At 47.6% G+C, this 20,645-nt stretch carries 17 protein-coding genes; 14 read left to right on the plus strand and 3 right to left on the minus strand.

From position 1 onward, the window contains the following. Nucleotides 1–446 precede the first annotated feature (446 nt). On the plus strand, nucleotides 447–3,089 hold the full coding sequence (pepN, locus tag J3491_RS03565) for an aminopeptidase N (RefSeq protein WP_207969240.1): 2,643 nt from the start codon (nucleotides 447–449) through the stop codon (nucleotides 3,087–3,089). 162 nt (nucleotides 3,090–3,251) lie between these two features. Here pepN and J3491_RS03570 read toward each other — a convergent pair whose 3' ends face one another. Next, entirely contained in the window at nucleotides 3,252–4,334 is a 1,083-nt protein-coding gene (locus tag J3491_RS03570) for a 3-deoxy-7-phosphoheptulonate synthase (protein WP_100749718.1), read from the minus strand. Between the two features lie 326 nt (nucleotides 4,335–4,660). Between J3491_RS03570 and lpxB the strand changes: the two genes are divergently transcribed. Then, complete coding sequence (gene lpxB / locus J3491_RS03575) at nucleotides 4,661–5,992, plus strand: lipid-A-disaccharide synthase (RefSeq protein ID WP_243456087.1); 1,332 nt, start codon at nucleotides 4,661–4,663, stop codon at nucleotides 5,990–5,992. 138 nt (nucleotides 5,993–6,130) lie between these two features. Continuing rightward, on the plus strand, nucleotides 6,131–6,979 hold the full coding sequence (locus J3491_RS03580; RefSeq protein WP_207969241.1) for a ribonuclease HII: 849 nt from the start codon (nucleotides 6,131–6,133) through the stop codon (nucleotides 6,977–6,979). Nucleotides 6,980–7,274: 295 nt separating this feature from the next. Here J3491_RS03580 and J3491_RS03585 read toward each other — a convergent pair whose 3' ends face one another. After that, nucleotides 7,275–7,940, minus strand: coding sequence for a DUF924 family protein (locus J3491_RS03585; RefSeq protein WP_207969242.1), 666 nt, complete (start codon nucleotides 7,938–7,940; stop codon nucleotides 7,275–7,277). Between the two features lie 90 nt (nucleotides 7,941–8,030). On the opposite strand from J3491_RS03585, the gene nspC reads away from it, so the two are divergent. After that, the gene (gene nspC, locus J3491_RS03590) at nucleotides 8,031–9,248 is read left to right on the plus strand and encodes a carboxynorspermidine decarboxylase (RefSeq protein WP_207969243.1); all 1,218 of its coding nucleotides are present in this window, start codon (nucleotides 8,031–8,033) and stop codon (nucleotides 9,246–9,248) included. A 431-nt stretch (nucleotides 9,249–9,679) separates the two neighbouring features. After that, complete coding sequence (locus J3491_RS03595) at nucleotides 9,680–10,951, plus strand: saccharopine dehydrogenase family protein (protein ID WP_207969244.1); 1,272 nt, start codon at nucleotides 9,680–9,682, stop codon at nucleotides 10,949–10,951. Between the two features lie 125 nt (nucleotides 10,952–11,076). On the opposite strand, the gene htpX is transcribed toward J3491_RS03595, so the two are convergent. Next, nucleotides 11,077–11,991: a protease HtpX gene (htpX, locus tag J3491_RS03600; RefSeq protein ID WP_207969245.1), complete on the minus strand. Its 915-nt coding sequence runs from the start codon at nucleotides 11,989–11,991 to the stop codon at nucleotides 11,077–11,079. Between the two features lie 257 nt (nucleotides 11,992–12,248). Between htpX and J3491_RS03605 the strand changes: the two genes are divergently transcribed. From J3491_RS03605 to lptA, 9 genes are all read left to right on the plus strand, one after another. Beyond that, nucleotides 12,249–12,863: a 6-pyruvoyl trahydropterin synthase family protein gene (locus tag J3491_RS03605; protein WP_207969246.1), complete on the plus strand. Its 615-nt coding sequence runs from the start codon at nucleotides 12,249–12,251 to the stop codon at nucleotides 12,861–12,863. Continuing rightward, complete coding sequence (tsaE, locus tag J3491_RS03610) at nucleotides 12,853–13,383, plus strand: tRNA (adenosine(37)-N6)-threonylcarbamoyltransferase complex ATPase subunit type 1 TsaE (RefSeq protein ID WP_207969247.1); 531 nt, start codon at nucleotides 12,853–12,855, stop codon at nucleotides 13,381–13,383. The genes J3491_RS03605 and tsaE overlap by 11 nt, the downstream gene beginning before the upstream one ends. 45 nt (nucleotides 13,384–13,428) lie before the next feature. Further along, nucleotides 13,429–15,345, plus strand: coding sequence for a DNA mismatch repair endonuclease MutL (mutL, locus tag J3491_RS03615; RefSeq protein ID WP_207969248.1), 1,917 nt, complete (start codon nucleotides 13,429–13,431; stop codon nucleotides 15,343–15,345). 172 nt (nucleotides 15,346–15,517) lie between these two features. Beyond that, the gene (gene miaA / locus J3491_RS03620) at nucleotides 15,518–16,669 is read left to right on the plus strand and encodes a tRNA (adenosine(37)-N6)-dimethylallyltransferase MiaA (protein ID WP_207969249.1); all 1,152 of its coding nucleotides are present in this window, start codon (nucleotides 15,518–15,520) and stop codon (nucleotides 16,667–16,669) included. 353 nt (nucleotides 16,670–17,022) lie between these two features. Then, entirely contained in the window at nucleotides 17,023–17,517 is a 495-nt protein-coding gene (gene hfq, locus J3491_RS03625) for an RNA chaperone Hfq (protein WP_207969250.1), read from the plus strand. A gap of 218 nt (nucleotides 17,518–17,735) precedes the next feature. After that, nucleotides 17,736–18,728: a KpsF/GutQ family sugar-phosphate isomerase gene (locus J3491_RS03630; RefSeq protein WP_075100953.1), complete on the plus strand. Its 993-nt coding sequence runs from the start codon at nucleotides 17,736–17,738 to the stop codon at nucleotides 18,726–18,728. 120 nt (nucleotides 18,729–18,848) lie between these two features. Next, the gene (locus J3491_RS03635) at nucleotides 18,849–19,415 is read left to right on the plus strand and encodes a KdsC family phosphatase (protein ID WP_207969251.1); all 567 of its coding nucleotides are present in this window, start codon (nucleotides 18,849–18,851) and stop codon (nucleotides 19,413–19,415) included. Beyond that, complete coding sequence (lptC, locus tag J3491_RS03640; protein ID WP_075100951.1) at nucleotides 19,412–19,993, plus strand: LPS export ABC transporter periplasmic protein LptC; 582 nt, start codon at nucleotides 19,412–19,414, stop codon at nucleotides 19,991–19,993. The genes J3491_RS03635 and lptC overlap by 4 nt, the downstream gene beginning before the upstream one ends. Before the next feature lie 104 nt (nucleotides 19,994–20,097). Then, the gene (gene lptA, locus J3491_RS03645) at nucleotides 20,098–20,625 is read left to right on the plus strand and encodes a lipopolysaccharide transport periplasmic protein LptA (RefSeq protein ID WP_100749759.1); all 528 of its coding nucleotides are present in this window, start codon (nucleotides 20,098–20,100) and stop codon (nucleotides 20,623–20,625) included. Nucleotides 20,626–20,645: the final 20 nt, after the last annotated feature.

Here is a 20,645-nt window from a genome sequence, read left to right on the forward strand (position 1 = left end):
ATTTTTACCAAAGCCAGCTATCTGACTGATTCATTTAAATTTGACTATCAGCCGCGGATTATCAGCGCCACAATCTAGGGATCTGCTCTTGAAATCTAGGGAGCTGCTCTTGAAATTTGGTGATTTAGGCCAATGTAGCTAAAAAATAAACAGCTAAACCACGTAAAAAACCTAAAAAACTTAAAATCTAACAGAGGGCTTTTAGGTGTTAAGGTTAGGGCGTGTCTTCAATTCACTCGATAGTTATCTAAATGGGCTAAAAATGGCCAAATTTTGCCAAACATCGTCAAACAGCTGGTCAATATCCCGATATTAACGGCGCTATTTTCCTTGTTTGACTGCAATTTATCTCATTTTTATCACCATTTTTGAAATAAAGACACGCCCTAGGAAGCGCTAGGAATTTTAATCACACGTATTTTTTATAAATAACAATAGGAACCCCCATGTCTACTGCTGAAACAGACGCCCAAATTATCAATCCTGAAATGCCTGATGTGCCACCGCAAGCACCCAGCAAAATCAATCTAAAAGACTATCAAAAGCCAAGTTTTGCTGTCGAAACGGTCGATTTGGATATCAAGCTATATGAAGACCACGCGCAGGTAGCTAGCACGCTACAGATGGTGCGCCAAAGTGCAGGGGATCTTGTGCTATTTGGTGAGGATTTGGCGCTACTGGCGATCACTATGAACGGCGAGTCATTGTCCTCCGAGCGCTATCAACATAGGGCAGGCAAGCTGACGATAGCAGATGCCCCTGATGACGTTACTTTAGAGATACAGGTGCGTATCTGCCCGCAGACCAACACAGCGCTTGAGGGGCTATATATGGCGGGCAGTGGCGACGATACTATGTTTGTCACTCAGTGCGAGCCTGAGGGGTTTCGTAAGATCACTTTTTATCCAGATCGCCCTGATGTGCTGGCGGTATTTACCACGCGCTTGGAGGCGGATAAGCGTTATCCAACGCTGCTGGCCAATGGTAATTTGGTAGAGGCAGGCGACGTCAGTGGTACAGCAGACCGCCATTATGCCATCTGGCATGACCCGACCAACAAGCCAAGCTATTTGTTTGCTTGCGTCATCGCTGATTTGGACGTCTTGACGGATTCATATACCACCAGTGAAGGGCGCGAGGTGACGCTTGAGCTTTATGCCAAGTCTGCCGATATCGATAAGTGCGATGTCGGTATGCAGGCGCTAAAAGACGCCATGAGCTGGGACGAGGTCAACTATGGCCGCGCTTATGATTTAGACCGTTATATGATCGTCGCTGTCAGTCAATTTAATATGGGCGCGATGGAAAACAAAGGTTTAAATATCTTTAATACTGCTTGCGTGCTATCTAGTCCTGAGACAACCACAGATGCGCGCAGCTTTAGTGTCAAATCTATCATCGCCCACGAGTATTTTCATAACTGGACGGGCAACCGCATTACCTGCCGTGATTGGTTTCAATTGTGTCTAAAAGAAGGACTTACAGTGTATCGTGATCAGTCTTTTTCTGCCGATCAGCAATCAAGCGCGGTACAGCGTATCGATGATGTGGCCACCTTGCGCGCGCATCAGTTTGCCGAGGATGCAGGGCCGCTTGCGCATCCTGTGCGCCCTGAGAGCTTTGTTGAGATTAATAATTTTTATACGACGACTGTCTATGAAAAAGGCGCGGAAATCGTGCGTATGATTGCCAATACGCTAGGGCCAGTCAACTTCCGAAAAGGGACAGATGAGTATTTTCGCCGTTATGATGGGCAAGCGGTGACGGTGGAAGATTTTTTATCTGCGCTCAGTATTACCGATAGCAAGATTGAGGACTTTATCGACTGGTATCGTCAGCCTGGCACGCCTGTGGTGACAGGTCATCAAGACTATGACAGCGATACGCAGACGTTGACCATTACGTTGAGTCAAAAAACCCGTCATGTCGCAGGTTTTGATGCGCCAAAGCCCTTACCGATACCTGTAGCGACGGCACTGTTTGAGCGAAATACTGGCAATATCGTCGCCGAGCGTATGTTGCTGCTTGATCAACAAACACAAGCCTTCGTCTTTGAAAATGTGACCAGCGAGCCTGTGGTATCGCTATTACGTGACTTTAGTGCCCCTGTGCAGCTCAATTATGACTATCAAGATGAAGACTTGGCGTTTTTACTTGAGCACGAGACCAATGGTTTTAACCGCTGGCAAGTGACGCAGATGCTGGTCAATCGTATCTTGCTACAAAACAAAGGCGAGAAAAGCAGCCCAGATATTTATCTGCATGCACTGGCGCAGACATTGCCAACGCTTGCCGCCGAGGATGCGATGCTGGCGGCACGCTTACTGGATATTCCATCGGCGCAGGAGCTGGCATCTGCCATTCCGCAGGACTATGACCCAGAGGCGATCAAAGCGCAGCGTGAAGGTTTATATCAACAGCTGGCTTTGGCATTAAAAGATGAGTGGGCAGAGCTTTATAAGCAACTACCCATACAGGCATATCAAGACAGTGCCGATGCTCGCGGCAGACGTGCGCTGCGTAATGTGGTGCTCGATATGGCAGTGACCGCCAACGTTGCTGGGGCTGCTGAATGGGCACAGCGGCAGTATGATAATGCCAGCTGTATGACAGAGCGTTTTGGCGCGTTAAAGGTCATGGTCAATCATCAACTGGCAAAAGCTGATGACTATCTAGCAGATTTTTATGAGCGCTTCCAAGACAATGATTTGGTCATTGACTTGTGGTTTAGTGTGCAGGCGTCTGCCGATACGGTCACCCCTGACGACATCACTGCATTGCTTATCCATAAGGACTTTGATTGGAATACGCCCAACCGTGTCCGCTCGGTCGTCGGTGCCGTTGCCTCGCAGCCTACCGTACTCTGGACAGCTGATGGACTGGATATCTATACTGGTGTCATCAAAAAACTGGATACTGCCAATCCAGTATTGGCATCGCGCTTACTACAAGTGCTGGCGCGCTGGAACACTTTGGCTGAGCCGCGCCGTCAGATGGCGCATGAGCAGCTGCTTGATTTACAAAAGCAGGTATCGTCTAAGCATGTACTTGAGAGTTTAGAGAGTGTGCTTGGGTCTACAGGCGAGTAGGATAGGATGGCTGAATAAAAGTCATCAAATTAAAAAAAGTTAAATAAAGACAGCCATAAAAAGCCCGCCCGATATGTGTATCGGGCGGGCTTTTTTTAGCGTATCACAGTACAGTATCAATGCTGGGCGTGCTAGCTAGACGATAGCTCTTTGTATTGAGAGTTAGCGATTTGGCAGGACGTCTTTGACCATATCACGCAGCTTGTATAGAGCTGTGACCGTACTGTCCCAATCCAAGCAGCCGTCGGTGATAGATTTGCCATACTCAAGCTGGCTTAAGTCAGCCGTCAGCTTTTGATTGCCGCCCTTAAGGTGACTTTCGATCATCATACCGATGATGGATTTGTTGCCGTTTTGGATTTGTTCGGCGACGTTCGTGATGACCATTGGTTGTAGATATGGGTCTTTACCTGAGTTGGCATGGCTTGAGTCAATCATGATTTTGCCATTGGTTTTGCCTTTGGCCAGTGCGTTTTCGGCTTGTGCTACCGCCGTTTCATCATAGTTTGGTTTGCCATTACCACCGCGCAATACCACGTGAGCGTAAGGGTTGCCTTTTGATTTGATGATAGAGACTTTGCCATCTGCTGATAGACCTAAGAAACTATGGCCTTCTTTGACCGCTTGCATGGCGTTGACCGCGACTGTCATTCCGCCGTCGGTGCCGTTTTTGAAGCCCACTGGACAAGACAAACCTGAGCTCATCTCACGGTGCGTCTGGCTTTCAGTGGTACGCGCACCAATGGCTGACCAGCTGATCAAATCCTGCATGTATTGCGGCGTATTTGGGTCCAAGGCCTCGGTGGCACACGGCAAGCCTTTTTCGTTGAGATCTAACAAAAGCTTACGCGCCGTACGCAAGCCTTTTTCGATATCAAAGCTGTCATTCATGTCAGGGTCGTTGATCATGCCTTTCCAGCCCACCGTCGTACGGGGTTTTTCAAAATAGACACGCATCACCACAAATATGCTATCTTCGATCTCTTTTGCCAATACCGCCAAACGATCGGCGTATTCGTGAGCGGCTTTGATATCGTGAATAGAGCAGGGGCCGATGACCACAAACAAGCGCTTGTCTTTACCGTCCAAGATATCTTGGATAGTGTTGCGACCTTTTAGGACGGTATTATAAGCTTTGTCTGACAAAGGCAGCTCAGCTTTTAGCTCAGCGGGAGTGATCAAAGGAATGAATTTTTCAATATTCACGTCGTCAATATCTGCATTATGGGTAACTGGTGTTGTCATGGTTATATATCGTCTAGCTGATTTATAGGGATATTCATTATGCGGACAAAAGCGCTGGTTGACAAGGGCAGTCATACAGTTAATTAACTGATAACTGGAATGAGGAAGCCAAAATCCAGTTATCATTGTGACGCCTGCGTTGGGTATAAAAACAGGCGGCGCGTGGTTTTTGTGAGTCAATTTAGCTATTTTGGCCGTCGTCACGTATGATGGCAGCATCAATGAGCATCGTTATTAGCGTTATCAGGCCTTATAGCTGCTGACATGTGTTATATTTTATAATTGTTTTTATCGTACCTTTATCATCTTCATATCGAGAGCTTGTCATGACAGATTTTGCTACCCTTAACCACTCCCTTGGTGTGACGCCAGACGCAGCGGTACAGACGCTTAAGAGTCACAGCACGGCTGAGCTTTTGGTACCTGAGTCAAACGCGGGTCCACTGGTCATCGGTATCGTCGCAGGCGAGGTGTCAGGTGATAGCTTGGGTGCCGACTTTATGCAGCAGATGAACAATCTGCGCGATGATATTGTTTGGGTCGGGGTCGGCGGCGCCAAGATGCAAGCACAAGGATTACAAAGCATCTTTGCATTAGAGCGATTGGCTGTCATGGGTCTGGTCGAGGTAATGGCACAATTGCCAGATTTACTAAAGGCACGCCGTGAGTTATTAGCAGCGTTTCAAGACGCTGCTATTGACTGGTTTATTGGTATCGATGCGCCTGATTTTAATCTGCGGGTCGCAAAAAAACTAAAGTCTAAAGGGGTGTTTTGTGTTCAGTATGTCAGCCCCTCTATTTGGGCATGGCGTGAGTCGCGTATTCATAATATCAAAGCAGCCACCGATTTGGTGCTGTGCTTGTTTCCGTTTGAGCTGCCAGTCTATGAGCGTCATAACCACCCAGCAGTCTGTGTCGGTCATCCGCTGTTACGCACCATAGATCAAGGGCTACTCGCGACACCTATCAATCAGCGCCGCAGTGAGCTGGTCTGGCATAATGATGGCTTGCAGCAGTTTTTTATTGATCGTTTTGATGAAGTCAGTCAGCTCATTTGCGTGATGCCAGGATCACGGCGCGGGGAGATTACCGCCATATTGCCTTTGATGCTTGATGGTATTCAAAAATTGATATTATTGGACCCAAAACTGTGTTTTATCATCCCTACTGTGGATCAAAACCATCAATATATCGTGCAAGATGTCATCGATAAACGCTCAGAACAGCTGCGCGCCGCTATCGTAGTGGTCTACGATGATAGTCAGCCAACCTTTAGTCAGCAAGCGATGGCAGCAGCCGATGTGGTGATGCTAGCCTCAGGCACCGCGACACTAGAGGCGATGCTGCTTGAGCGACCGATGGTGGTGATTTATCAGTTAAATCAGCTGACCTATCAGATCGCCAAGCGTCTGGTAAAAGTGCCTTATGTGGCGTTGCCCAATATCCTAGCAGATACCGCGATAGTGCCTGAACTGATACAAGAGCAGGCGAGTGGGGACAATATCTGCCGTACGGTGATGCGTTTATTACAGCCACGCGCCTATGCCGAGCAAATGAGCGATCTGCTTACCACCAAACAGCTATTACAGCAGCAAAGTAACCATGAGCCGGCAAACAGCGTCATCGAGCAATGGTATAAGCAAAACCACCAGCAATAACACATATCATCTGTGCCATATGGCAGCACTGTTATGACAAAGTGCTAAAAACCATACTAAGAACAATGCTAAAAGCCACGCTAAAGACAATGTCACTAAGTCCAACTTTCACCCCTTAAAAAAAGATATAACAGTGTTATGAGTAACCCATCTAGTAGTGCCCAGCCTTTGATATCGATTGATGTACGTATTGAGCAAGTCGATATCAAAGGGCAGTATATTCAACTAGCAGCGCCCATCCATTTGTCTGGTCAACTACATACCTCGGAGCTACAAAGCCAATATGGGCAGACGACAAAGGGCGCGGCCTTGCCACTACAGATAGGTGTCGATGAAGCTGGCCGCGGGCCTTTGCTAGGTTCTGTCAATGTCGCCGCGGCGCTACTACCTGCCGCGTGGTCGGGGCTCATAGAAGCGCAGCCGCTAAAGGATACCCCGCTGTCTGTATTGACCGACTCCAAGCAGTTGAGTGAAAAAAAGCGTGACAGGCTCTACCCCTTGGTGCAGCAGTATGCGGTCGGGTATATCATCGCGGAGATACCGGCCGCCGTCATCGACCAAATCAATATTTTGCAGGCGACGATGCTCGGTATGCGTTTGTGTACCGAGGAGCTGCTACAAGCAGTTGCCGCCCATTTGACCGCTGTAGGTCATCGCTTTATCGAAGTGCTAATCGATGGCAATCGCTGCCCTGATTTAGACAGTGGTAAGCTTGCCAAGGCAGGTATAGCGCCCGCTATGCTTGACTGTCAAGCATGGGTCAAGGGCGATGGCCGTCATACCAGTATCGCCGCAGCCAGTATATTGGCAAAGGTGAGCCGTGATAAGGCCATGTATGAATTAGATGCGCAGTATCCTGAGTATGGCATCGCCAAACACAAAGGCTATCCAACGCGCGCTCATATGGCAGCCGTTGCGACGCTTGGTGTGTTACCAGAGCATAGGCGCAGCTTTGCCCCTATAAGAAGGGCGCTGGAGAGCGAATGATAAACGCCGACTATGCTCGTTATCGTTAGGGCGTGTTGCACATTCAACCATGGTACTGACAGAGAGTATTTTTTAGGCGACTCTAAGGTAATTAATCTACGTTTCGTAAGCTTTAATGAACTTATTTGACGAGGTATGCTTTTTTATTTTTATCATGACCAATGACCGATGATTTAAAAAGCTGTGAGATTGCACGTCGGCAAGAGCAAAGCCAGCAGTAAGACCTTACAGCAGCAGTCGTTTAGTTTTACCACAGGTGAAGTGAACTACTAGGACATGCTTTGTCGAACGCCTCTTAGAACGATGAGTTTGGTTGTTCTAAAAAGGCTTCTTCTGCCGCTGTCGACTCTCGGTCCAATATGTCGTTACGGTGCGGATAGCGGCCAAACTGCTCGATAATATCTTTATGACGGTGCTCAAAGTCGAGTGTCATCGCGTCATCTAACTGCTCAAAGAGCAGCAAGTAGCGCTCATGAATCATCAAAGATTCAGAATGCATAAATGGCATAATCATAAATTTGCGCCACTGCGCGGGTAGGGTGTCGAAATGTGGTTGTTGAATGGCTTCTTGCGCCAATATCAGTGCCATGCCATCTTGTGCAAAGGCATTGGCTTGCCCGCGGCACAGATTGCGCGAAAACTGATCGAGTACAATAATCTCAGCCAAGCGTCCTGCTAGAGCAGTGATGGAGCTGTTACTATCTGCTGCGGCGTTGGCGATACGCCAAGTGACACATTCACCTTGTTTGGCAGCTTGCCAAATCTTACCAAATTTTTCTCTTATTTTTTGATCAAAGGCATCGTTTTTTTCAAACCAATACGCCTCATTGTCTTTATCAAACCAAAAATCTAAAACCGCCCGCGCATCGGCATCAAGATGCGCTAAATTGATATTTTTTGGTTCAAGCTGAGATAAATTGGCTTGGCTCGCCGCGCTGGAATAATCGGTTGATAATGACATAAGATATTCTAATTATAGTGAATTTAGTCTACTATAGCGCAATTATTTATATCTGTCATGATGCCAACCGCAGCGATTAGGTAACCACTTATGAATGTTGAAAACACTGTAATAACCTCTGATCTATCCTCTCTACCTACGCCTTATTATTTGCTCGATGAAACGGCAATCGTTGCCAATATGCAGATTATCGCACGTCTGTGTGAGTTATCTGGTGCCAAGGCTTTGCTTGCGCTCAAGTGTTTTGCCACGTGGGGCGTGTTTGATGTGATGCAGCCTTATTTGCATGGTACGACCTCGTCTTCGCTCAATGAAGTGCGTTTGGGCTATGAGACTTTTGGTAACAACAGCGATGCCAATAACAGTGATAAAAAAGAAACCCATGCCTATAGTGTCGCCTATAGCGCGGATGAAATCGATGAAGTATTAAGCTACGCGGACAAGATTATCTTTAACTCCATCTCGCAGCTGCATGCCTTCAAAGATAAAGCGCATGCACAGGACATTCCAGTCGGGCTACGTCTCAACCCAAAGACCAGTAACTCGTCGTTTATCATCGCTGATCCTGCCCGTCCTTTTAGCCGTCTTGGTGAGCATGACAAAGATAAGATTGCCGCAGTGCTTGGTGATATCACAGGGGTCATGATTCATAACAACTGTGAAAACGACAGCTTTGAGGCGTTTAGCGCAAGCTTGGCTGATATCGAAGACAGGTTTGGTGATATTTTAGCGCAGCTTGAGTGGGTGAGCCTCGGCGGCGGTATTCACTTTATCGCACCTAGTTATCCACTAGAAAAATTAGCCGACAGACTAAAAGGCTTTAGTGAAAAATACGGCGTACAAGTCTATCTTGAGCCAGGTGAGGCCAGTATTCATGGCGCCGGCACGCTGGTCACAACAGTGCTGGACACCATGCACAATGACAAAAACCTCGCCGTCGTCGATGCTTCTATCGAGGCGCATATGCTGGATTTGCTGATATATCGTGAGTCTGCGCCAATCACTTCTGTCAATGCAGAGTCAGTGGAGGTGCTGCCTGTCGAACAAGTACAACAAGACGCTGCTGACAATACTATTATCTACGGACGCTCTTGCTTGGCTGGCGATATCTTTGGCGAGTATGCTTTGGCGCATGAGCTGCAAGTAGGCGACACCGTTGCGTTTGGTAATGCGGCAGGCTATACCATGGTTAAGAAAAACTGGTTTAATGGTGTTAATATGCCAGCGATTGTGATTCGACGTCTAGATGGCAGTATTGATGTGCAGCGCGAATTTGATTATCAAGATTACAAAGCCAGCTTGTCTTAGTATATTTGAATCCAAATAAATCAGATACATGGCTATCAAGCCGCTCAATGAAAAGTTGTTTTTCTTGCTTGCTGTGCCTACGCAGACAGATGCTGCGAAAAACAACTTTTCATCTCACTGTATCGTTTTTATATCGGATTGACTATATAAGGCTTCGTTGTTAAAGTTAAATTATCAAAAACAAAGACTTAAGGGTAAGGGTTTAAACTTTAAATTCATTGGTTTTTTCTACATTATTTTTGTCGATAGTGGGATAAAAATTGTTATAATCGCGTCGAACAAAGCGCCTACAAACAAAAAGGGTGCTTTGTTCGACGGGTGCGTGGGTTTTCCTCGGTCTTCCTTTTTAATTCACGCATATCATTCACTCGTTTCTGTTTTGCATAGCCAGTATCGATGGTATCGACAGGGACACAAAGGAGGATTGTTCATTGAACACAAATCAAACCAAAGCTAGTAAAAAAAACGTACTCATCATTGGCGCAGGCGGTGTCGCGCAAGTGGTCGCGCATAAATGTGCGATGCATAATGATGTGCTGGGCGAGATTCACATTGCTTCACGTACCAAAGATAAGTGTGATGCTATCGCTAAAAGCGTCGAGGACAAAGGCAGCTTTAAGCAAGCGGCAGTCTTGCATACCCATCAAGTCGATGCCATGGATAGTCAAGCTGTTATCGATCTTATCAACGATACAGGGATTCAAATTCTAATCAATGTCGGCTCGGCATTTATCAATATGACGGTGTTAGAAGCTTGTATTGAGACGGGCGCGGCTTATATTGACACCGCTATCCATGAAGATCCGCGTAAGATTTGTGAAACGCCGCCATGGTATGACAACTACGAATGGAAACGCAAGCAGCGCTGCGCTGACAATAATGTCACGGCAATCTTGGGTGCAGGGTTTGATCCAGGTATGGTCAATGCCTACGCGCGTCTGGGCTATGACATGATGGATAAAGGTTCAGTGACGGATATCGATATTATCGATATCAATGCCGGCAGTCACGGTAAGTACTTTGCCACCAACTTCGACCCTGAGATTAATTTCCGTGAGTTTACCGGTACGGTGTACTCTTGGCAGGACAGCAAATGGCAGTCGAATAAGATGTTTGAAGTCAAGCGTACCGACGATTTGCCAGTCGTTGGCGAGCAAAACAGCTACTTAAGTGGGCATGACGAGATTCATTCTTTATCAGCCAACCTAGATGTGCCAAATATTCGTTTTTGGATGGGCTTTGGCGAGCACTATATTAATGTCTTTACCGTGCTCCAAAACCTAGGTCTATTGTCTGAGCAGCCGGTGATGACCGCCGAAGGGCAAGAAGTTATTCCGCTAAAGGTGGTCAAAGCGGTACTACCAGACCCAAGCTCGCTGGCTCCGAACTATACCGGCAAGACTTGCATTGGTGACAAGGTCAAGGGCCAGATAAATGGCGTCGATACTGAGGTATTTATTTATAATGTCTCAGACCATAAAGACGCCTACAATGAAGTTGGTAGCCAAGGTATCTCTTATACCGCAGGCGTGCCACCTGTCGCTGCTGCGATACTGGTCGCCACTGGCGAATGGGACGCCGGTCAGATGGTCAATGTCGAAGAGCTGGATGCTAAGCCATTTATCAATCTACTCAATAAGATTGGCTTGCCAACCCGTATTCAAGACGCCAATGGTGATAGAGCGCTTGAGTTTGATATTTAGTCAGTAAGTTTATGTCATAAAAGAGCCTATCTTTAAAAGATAGGCTTTTTTTATGCTTGGTTTTACAAGATAATAGCAGCGCTGATACTGATATCTACCATTATCTGTCGTTTTAGAGCAATGGCTTACGCTTCACTAGGATTGTACTTTCTCAGCGCCGCGATACGATCATCCAGTGTTGGGTGTGAGCGGAAAAGGTTTGCAATACTAAAGCCTGTAGACTGCCCAGACGAGATAGCAAAGGCTTTCATGCTCTCAGGCATCTGGTCTGGACGCTGCTCAGCAGGACGCAGGGCATCCAGTGCGCTGATCATCTTGTCACGGCTGGCAAGCTTGGCGCCCATCTCATCAGCACGAAACTCGCGCAGGCGTGAGAACCACATAACGATGGCGGATGCCAAAAATCCTAGCAAGATATCCATCACGATACTGGTGACAAAGTAGCCAATACCAGGGCCTTCGCCTTCGTTTTTAAACACAGTGCGATCGACGAAATTACCGATAATACGCGCAAAGAACATCACAAAGGCGTTCACCACCCCTTGAATGAGTGCAAGTGTGACCATATCGCCATTGGCCACATGACCAATCTCATGCGCCAATACCGCTTCTACTTCATCTGCAGTCATATTCTGGAGTAGACCCGATGAGACGGCAACCAGCGCTTTGTTTTTATTCCAGCCTGTGGCAAACGCATTGGGCTGCGAGTTGTTAAAAATACCCACTTCAGGCATATCAATATTGACCGCGCGCGCTTGTTTGGCGACCGTATCTATCAGCCATTGCTCAGTGGCATTGCTTGGTGCCTCAATGACCACCGTTCCCGTTGATCTTTTTGCCATCCATTTTGAGATAAATAACGATATCATCGACCCGACCATGCCGTAGACACCGCACATAATGGCTAGGCTGGCATAGTTTATCCCGCCTGCGCTATGTACGCCACCAACCCCAAAAACTCGGGACAAAATCCCAAACACGATGCTAAATACTACGATCACCGCTAAGTTGGTTAATAAAAACAATCCAATACGCATCATGACGCTAACTTCCTCATAAAAATTCGTCCACAGTCTTAGGCGCGACCCTGCGACTGCGATAACAGCTAAAACAAACAGCAGACAATTATAACCTGCTAAATATAATATGGCAGGCAATAATACATGTATTCGTCAGTGCTTACTTACGGAGTCATCTTGATTTGCTATAATGGGCCACAGGCTGATAAGTCAGCACGGCAAACGATTTATATTATTCATAGTTGGCACGAAGATGCTTACTTTTTTGGTTGATTATCATGCGTATTCGTAAACTGTTTAAATTTGAAAACGCTCATATTGTGCGTAACTGCAGCTCAGAGCGTTGCAAGCACTCTATTCATGGTCATAGCTATCAGATTGAGCTGATACTTGAGGCCACGCGTTTGGATCACGGGCAGATGGTCTATGATTTTGGTTTATTAAAATCCTCGATCAAAGACATCATTGACAGTTTTGATCATGCCATTTGTTTTTGGAACAAAGACGATCCTGAGTATATCGCTGCTTGCAAAAAATTCAGCGCGCGCTGGATCAGTTTGCCAGTATCACCCTCAGCTGAGCAGTTTTCGCGTGTGATATTTTTTTGGGCACAAGAAATCCTAGCGCAGACGCAAATGCAAAACGGCGAAGCAGACGTCAGTGTGTACTCAGTGATAGCCCACGAAACAGCCACAGGTTACGCTCAGTGCTTCGCTGATGATGTGGCAAACGTGCAAATGGGTAAGCTTATTTTAGAAGATTTTGAGTTTAGTGAGCAAGTACGAAGCGAATGGCATGATCCTGAGCTTTATGCCAAGCTTATCCGCGGTGAGCGCTTTACCAATCCTTCAGTCACCATGCAAGTACAGGCAGGTAATCGTGATGTCGAGTAATACAAAAGCAGCCAAAAATACCAAAACGTTGACGCTGCGTACAGAAGATGATACCCAGCGTTTGGCGGCGCAGTTAGCAGCGCTATCGCTAAGTGGTAGTGTGTGGCTGGCAGGTGACTTGGGCGCGGGCAAGACGACCTTGACCCGCTACTGGTTACAAGCGCTTGGTCATGCAGGAGTAGTCAAAAGCCCGACTTATACATTGGTAGAGCCGTATGCGATCGCACAAAGCGATGGCTCAATAAAACCGGTCTATCACGCCGATCTTTATAGGCTACAAGATCCAGAAGAGCTGTCTTTTATCGGCTTTGATGAGTATCTAGATGAGCCAAACGCGCTGGTTATTATAGAATGGGCCAGCCGAGCAGACAGCTACTTGCCGCCGCCCAGCGTATTTATCGACATCACCCAAGCCACCAGCGATGACTGTGATAACGACACAGAGCATCGGCATGTTGAGCTGCGTCTATCCAGAGTAGGGCAGGCGCAAGGCATAGATCTGTCTGCTTTACATATTTAGTTTTTGTCTACTTTGCTTTTTTAATGCCATAACGATACCTTTTAAATGCCAGAGACTCCTCCTCAGACCCGTATCAAAAAACTACCACCGCTGCTGGTCAATCAATTGGCTGCAGGTGAAGTGGTGACGCGCCCGGCTGCCGTGGTAAAGGAGTTGCTAGAAAACGCCATTGATGCTGGCGCAAGCGACATTGAGATACGGGTGACTCAAGGCGGCATGGGTATGATCGAGGTGATAGATAATGGTACTGGCATTCATCCTGATGATATGGTGATGGCGATTACCCGTCATGCGACCAGTAAGATTGCAGATGTGGCCAATCTACAAGGGATTACGACGTTGGGGTTTCGCGGGGAAGCATTGGCCGCGACGGCGGCGGTTTCTCGCTTAACCTTGGCCAGTAGCCCTGACGATAGCGGCGTCGGCCGTCAGTTACAGGTTGCAGGCGTGCTGGTTGATATACCGACGCTCACGCCCGTGGTGCACCATCGTGGGACGACGATTACGGTCAAAGACTTGTACTTTAATGTTCCTGCTCGGCGCAGCAATCTTAAATCTATTGCCACGGAGTTTGGTCATATTGAGGCGATTGTTCGTGATGTGGCTTTGGCCCGCGCAGACGTAGCACTGAGTCTGTTTCACGATAATAAAAAACGACTATTACTCTCATCCAACCCGATGACCTCTCATGGAACGCCAACCGAGCGTAATCAGGCGGAAGATTGGGCGACCAACTGCAGTGCTAATGCCCATCAAAACAGTCCAAACCCCTTATCGCTATCACGGCTAGAGCAAGCATTGGGGGTTGCTTTGACGACCAATGCGCTTGAGATTATGCTTGATCTGTCGGGTCTACTACAGCAGTCTTTAGCATCCGATGCTGGGATGGGGTGGGGTGATAGAGCCCGTGTCCATGGCTGGTTGTGGCCCAGTGTCGAGACACAAGTGGCGTCGGCACAGAGTATGCCAAAGCTGCTCTACGTCAATGGCCGTTTGGTCAAAGAGCCGATTATCAGCAATCAGCTGCGTCAATTGGCCCAAAGCGCGCGGCTGGCGGGTCTGGGTTACGCGCTATATTTTGAGTTGCCAGCCGAGTGGCTCAATATCAATGTACACCCGACCAAACAGCGTATTAAGATCAGTCCTTTAAACAACATCATGGCGCATCTCAATCATGCGGTTCGTGCTAAGCTAAAGCCCATTATGCCGGCTCAGCTGCTAGATGAGCCTACTCACAAAAAAGATAAGCGATCAGCAAATTACAATGCTACCAATAGCCACTCAGACAATAGGTCAGATGCTGAGCGTTGGCTGTCATCTGCAGTCGCCACCAATGATCAATACGATAGCTCATCACGGCTGCAGTATCGGCAGTCCAGCAGACGAGTCAGTGAATACCAGCAGCCCTATGAGCTATCCAAAAACCCAGATAGCACGGCAACGGCGGCGCCAGCAGGCAAAGCCTCGACTAAGACGCTGGGTGAGTCAAGGGATGCCGCACCGCAGGTAGCCTCTACAGAGTATGGGTTAAAGACGTTTTATTTAGACCTCGTCTGTTTAGAGGTCATCCATTTGGACAGCTTGCATCGTATCGAGCCTCTCATGGACTCTGCTGCTACAAATATAGATAAAGACACATTTATAGATAAAGATACATTGCCGTGGTTGCTGTTTTATCATCAAGGTCAATGCTCGATTGTCAGTGCCGCCGTATGGCAGTCGCAGCTTAGCTTACTGTTTGCGCCCAATCGGTGGACGGATAGTACTGATACAGATCAAGCCTGCATTGCCACTGATATCAATCAGCAACTAAGCAAGATAGGGCAGCGGATGTCGATGCCAGATGCGTTAGCATTTAAGGCTGACTTACAGGCTTTGCTAAGTAACCATGCCATTTATTCGGTAACGGGCAGTCGGTTAATCGCATGGATGCTATCAGCCGCCACGCCGTCAGTATCATAACCATATCACCAGCACTCGTCTTCTAGAGCCAATCACCCATCAACCTTATCATAAAAACCCTACAATAATTATCATATACTCTGCGATTAGCCATTGTGCTTTAGCATGTGTAAGGCAGTTAGTGTGGCGTTGGCTCACAATTTATATAAAAATCATTTATAAAGGTCGTTTTATGCAACTCTCCTCTGATAGCTCGTCTTATCGCTTAAATCCCAATTTGGCGGACAACAGCGTGGTGTGTTTGATGGCGCCTACCGCCAGTGGCAAGACAGCGCTAGCGTATGAGCTATACGACACAGGACGCTATGAGCTAATCTCAGTGGACTCAGCGCTGATATATCGTGAGATGAATATCGGAACCGCCAAGCCCACAATAAAGGAGCTGGCGCGTTATCCGCATCATTTGGTCGATATTATCGATCCTGTGCAAAGCTATAGCGTCGCGGAGTTTGTCAGTGATGTGGCGCGGCTGATTGAAGATTGTCATCAAAACGGCAAAATCCCACTACTGGTCGGTGGTACCATGATGTATTACATGGCGCTGCTAGATGGGCTCTCACCTGTGCCGGATAGTGATGAGGCAGTACGCCTGCGCGTAGAGCAGTGGCGGCAAGAGGACGGTATCGATGCGCTGTATGGCTATTTGGAAAAGGTGGATCCGATCAGTCATCGGCGTCTCAATGCCACTGACACGCAGCGTATCACTCGCGCGGTCGAGGTGTATCTGCAAACGGATACAGCGATCAGTGACTGGCAGCAGCAGCCCAAACAAGCCCTCGCGCACAATACAGACCAACAATGGCATGCGCTGGCCATCATGCCAGATCGCTCGTGGTTACATCAGCGCATCGAGCAGCGCTTGGATATCATGTGGCAAGAAGGGCTAGTCGCTGAAGTCCTAGGCCTGCTTGAGCGTCATTCGTTAACGCCTAACATGCCCTCGATGCGCTGCGTTGGCTATCGGCAAGTGCTAGAGTATCTCGTCCAGATTGACCACCCAGTCTTTGAGCACAGCCACTTGGACAAAGCGCTATTTTATGATGCTTTTTTAACCCCGTCATCACAAGATCAAGCGGCTGTCTCTGCCAGTGAGCGTGCGCGGCTTGCTTGTCAGCAAATGCAAAATAAGGCATTATACGCCACTCGGCAATTGGCAAAGCGTCAGTACACATGGCTACGTAAGCTCACGCAGCTGCCCGCTCTGTCTGATACGCGGGTCAATGACGCGCACTCGCTTGCCCATCCTAGTGATCGACAAGCCGTTCATCCAATCACGCTACAGACATTTGATACCATGGCCCACGTCAGAGATTACTTGTATTAACGCATGTTTTATCAATATGTAAAAAATAATGACAATTAGTTTCAAAATATAATGTAGATAACTGTTATAATTTAAACCTAGTAAACTAGTGGGAATTGCCTAATTATTGCGGTCTTTATGGATATTGACTGACCTTTGTTTATAGAAAGCCTTTATGAAACAAGTGGTTACTTAATTATTTACAATAAAGATGTATTCGCGATAAAGTAGAATAACTCACATAGCATGCGTGTTTATTTGGATGCGTTTGATGAAAGCGTATCATTGTATCTATCTTCAGCCATTATAATGAAAGCCACACTTAAAATAATTGGCGCTCAAAACATAATTATATAATATTTAGGAGAGACTTCATGTCAAAAGGACAAACTTTACAAGATCCGTTCTTGAATTCGCTGCGCAAAGATCGCATTCCTGTCTCTATCTTTTTGGTTAATGGTATCAAGCTGCAAGGTCAAATCGAATCGTTTGATCAATACGTGGTACTGCTCAAAAACACGGTCAGCCAAATGGTCTACAAGCATGCCATCTCAACAGTAGTGCCAGCACGCAACCCACGTAGCAGTACTACTGGCACGGGTAGTCAAACACAAGGCGTTAGTCCAACTGGTTATCAAGGCGGCGGGTTTGAACGAGGCGGCAACCCTGCGGGTGTCGGCGGTTTTGAAGAGCGTGGGTTTGCTTCGAGTCGTAGCGGTTTTAACCGTGGCGGCTTTGGTCAAGGCCAAGATCGCGGGTTTGAGCGTGGTAGCTTTGGTCAAGATCGTGGGTTTGAGCGCGGTGGATTTGGTCAAGATCGCGGCTTTGAATCGCCCACAGACGAAGGGTCTCACGACGATAACGGCTAGGCGGCTTAGTACAGGGTAAACGCCGCGATGCGATATGATTGATAGAATTAAAACCTGCTTTATAGTAGGTTTTTTTTATATGGTTTTTATACTTTTACAAGCAATGGGGCGTTGATACTCTAATACCCGCGCCTCTCAGTACGTTTGAAGATATTATTAATATTGACGATAGTATAGTAAAATAGACAGTTGATTCATGATAACAATAGAGCGGATCCATGAGTAATACCCAAAGCAATCTCACCCACGAGCAATTTATCAGCACTGCTATTGAAGCCATCAATACGGAAATTTCTGCGTTGGCCTTGTTGACAGAGCAGATAGATGATCGATTTGCCCAAGCCTGCGATATTATTTTGGCCTGTCAGGGCCGTGTGGTGGTGACGGGGATGGGTAAGTCGGGACTGATCGGGCGCAAGATAGCGGCGACCTTTGCCTCGACTGGTACGCCTGCGTTTTTTATGCACCCAGGCGAGGCAGGGCATGGCGACTTAGGGATGCTGGTCAAAGGCGATGTGCTGCTCGCCATCTCCAACTCTGGCGAGTCAGATGAGATCAAGATGCTACTTCCCGTGGTCAAGCGTCTAGAGATTCCGCTGATCAGTATCAGCCGTGATAAGCGTGGCATGCTACCCCGTTCAGCGGACATCGTATTGACACTCGGCAAGTCGCAAGAAGCTTGCCCACTGAATTTAGCGCCGACTTCTAGTACCACAGCGACGTTGGCATTAGGTGATGCGTTGGCAGTGGCGTTGGTACATGCGCGTAATTTTACCTCAGAAGATTTTGCGTTGTCACATCCAGCAGGCGCGCTTGGTCGCCAGCTACTGACGCGCGTGGAAGACTTGATGCACACCAAGTCTGAAGACTTGCCGCTTATTCATCAGCAAGCGCCTTTACAAGACGCCCTCTTTACGATGTCAGCTGGGCGTTTGGGTATGACGGTGGTGATTGATGATAGCGATAGAGTGGTTGGCGTTTTTACCGACGGGGATTTGCGCCGTGGCTTAGAAAAAGGCATTGATTTACAAACACCGATGCATGAGGTGATGGTCAGTAATCCTCGCCGTGTCAGTAAGACCATGCGAGCATCGGATGCGCTAAGCGTGATGAACGAAAACGGCATCAGTCAGCTACTTATCATCGATGAGCAAGACCGCTTAGAGGCCATCATCACCTTGCATGATCTACTAAAGGCTGGTGTAAAATAACTTTTATTGCGAAAAGTACAGTGGGTAACACAAAGCGCCACTAAACAAAAACCAAGATCATTAGCCGCTAAAGGGCATGCAGTTTAATCACTATCTATAACATAATAAAAGAGAGATATCATGCAAGACTTAATCAAAAAAGCAGGGAAAGTCAAACTTTTGGTGATGGATGTCGATGGTATCTTATCAAACGGTCAAATCATTTATGATGCCAATGGCACCGAGACCAAGGCTTTTTCTGTACAAGATGGCGTCGGCGTCAAGTCGTTGGCACGCTATGGTATTTTGACTGCCATTATCACAGGGCGCAGCAGTCCTATGGTCGACAAGCGCGCCCGTGAGATGGGTGTGGATTATGTCGTACAAGGTCGTGATGATAAACTGATTGCATTGACTGAGTTGTTAGCGATGCTGGATCCTGCGCTCAACATCACAGCAGCAGACTGTGCCTATATGGGCGATGATTTACCGGATATCAAAGCGATGCAAACCGTAGGGTTTGCCGCCACTGTCCCTAATGCTCATGCCGAGGTTATCAAACGCAGCGACATGGTGACAACGAGAGCGGGTGGCACAGGCGCGGTACGCGAGATATGCGATTTGATTTTAAAGGGTCATGGGCACTATCAGGGTTTTATAGCGCATTATACACTTGAGCAAACGCAAACTGGGGATGAGGGACTGTGAATACACGTGTATTAATCGTTCTGGCATTGATTATCGCTGGTATCGCTGGTTGGTTCTTTCAGCAGCAAGGCGAGATAACCCCGCCGGTCAGTATGGAAGCGACCGATGTCGACTATGAAGCAACGGACATCAAGGCTGTACAGACCAACGAGCAAGGCGAGACAGAATACGAACTGACCGCCGAATCATTGACCCACAACCCTGTGACCAATCTCGATGAGATGTCCGGTATTACCATGAACTGGGAACCATCTGCCGAGCAGCGCTATCGTATTGAGGCGGGGAGTGCCGCTATCAGCCAGCAGACAGGGGAGCTTAGCTTGTCTGGCGGTTTTACCCTCATCAGTGAAGGCAATCCGGATAAAGAGGTCGAGCCTATCAAGGTAACGGGCAGTACGCTAAAGGGCAATACCAAATCAGGACAAGTGTATAGCGAAGCACCTGTGAAAATCGAGCAAGGGGCAAACCGTTTTGAAGCGGCCACTATGACAGCCAATCTTGAGACTGGCGATTATGAATTTGGGCAAGTAGCGGTCGCCTTTACGCCAGCTCAGCGTCAGGACAAGGCACTGTTTTAAAGAGCCGATTTAAAGTGGCTCTTTATAGTACCCATTTAAAGAGCTCATTGAAAGAACCCAGTTGGCGGCAAGTCCTCCTATCTATTATAAGACGAGTGATGTTTATGAAACCTAAATTTTTGTCTACGCTGCGCGCGCTACCGATGCTCATGCTGGTTGCGCTGCCGCTTTATAGCCACGCTCTGCCATCAGATGCCAACCAGCCGATCAAACTATTGGCAGACAAGGCCACGTATAGCGAGCGTACAGGGGTCACCAGCTATGCAGGCAACGTGATTATTACTCAAGGGACTTTTAAGATGACCGCAGATAATATCACGGTCAACCTATCTCAGCAGCGCAGTATCAACTCTGCAGTGGCGACCGGCCGACCAGCGACGATGCAGCAAATCGTGACACGAGAAAAAGGCCTAGCAAAAGGTCAAGCCAATAAGATTGATTATAATGCCGTCACTGGCATCATCACGCTGACTGGCAATGCCAGACTGGTGCAAAACGGCGCAAGTTTTGCAGGAAATGTCATTCGTTATAGCTTAAAAGCCGGCGATGTTGAGGCCACTGCCGGTGGTAATCAGCGCGTAGAGCTGGTGTTTCCGCCCAATGCCAACAGCAGCCAAAGTGGTATACGTTAGACGGCAAGGCAGCTTTTGTT

The organism is Psychrobacter halodurans, assembly GCF_017498075.1.
GTDB lineage: Bacteria > Pseudomonadota > Gammaproteobacteria > Pseudomonadales > Moraxellaceae > Psychrobacter > Psychrobacter celer.

Bases quoted from the DNA above. Each gene is read 5' to 3' on its own strand.
- pepN (WP_207969240.1), top strand. From the start codon at position 447: ATGTCTACTGCTGAAACAGACGCCCAAATTATCAATCCTGAAATGCCT.
- J3491_RS03570 (WP_100749718.1), bottom strand. From the start codon at position 4,334: ATGACAACACCAGTTACCCATAATGCAGATATTGACGACGTGAATATT.
- lpxB (WP_243456087.1), top strand. From the start codon at position 4,661: ATGACAGATTTTGCTACCCTTAACCACTCCCTTGGTGTGACGCCAGAC.
- J3491_RS03580 (WP_207969241.1), top strand. From the start codon at position 6,131: ATGAGTAACCCATCTAGTAGTGCCCAGCCTTTGATATCGATTGATGTA.
- J3491_RS03585 (WP_207969242.1), bottom strand. From the start codon at position 7,940: ATGTCATTATCAACCGATTATTCCAGCGCGGCGAGCCAAGCCAATTTA.
- nspC (WP_207969243.1), top strand. From the start codon at position 8,031: ATGAATGTTGAAAACACTGTAATAACCTCTGATCTATCCTCTCTACCT.
- htpX (WP_207969245.1), bottom strand. From the start codon at position 11,991: ATGATGCGTATTGGATTGTTTTTATTAACCAACTTAGCGGTGATCGTA.
- J3491_RS03605 (WP_207969246.1), top strand. From the start codon at position 12,249: ATGCGTATTCGTAAACTGTTTAAATTTGAAAACGCTCATATTGTGCGT.
- tsaE (WP_207969247.1), top strand. From the start codon at position 12,853: ATGTCGAGTAATACAAAAGCAGCCAAAAATACCAAAACGTTGACGCTG.
- mutL (WP_207969248.1), top strand. From the start codon at position 13,429: ATGCCAGAGACTCCTCCTCAGACCCGTATCAAAAAACTACCACCGCTG.
- miaA (WP_207969249.1), top strand. From the start codon at position 15,518: ATGCAACTCTCCTCTGATAGCTCGTCTTATCGCTTAAATCCCAATTTG.
- hfq (WP_207969250.1), top strand. From the start codon at position 17,023: ATGTCAAAAGGACAAACTTTACAAGATCCGTTCTTGAATTCGCTGCGC.
- J3491_RS03630 (WP_075100953.1), top strand. From the start codon at position 17,736: ATGAGTAATACCCAAAGCAATCTCACCCACGAGCAATTTATCAGCACT.
- J3491_RS03635 (WP_207969251.1), top strand. From the start codon at position 18,849: ATGCAAGACTTAATCAAAAAAGCAGGGAAAGTCAAACTTTTGGTGATG.
- lptA (WP_100749759.1), top strand. From the start codon at position 20,098: ATGAAACCTAAATTTTTGTCTACGCTGCGCGCGCTACCGATGCTCATG.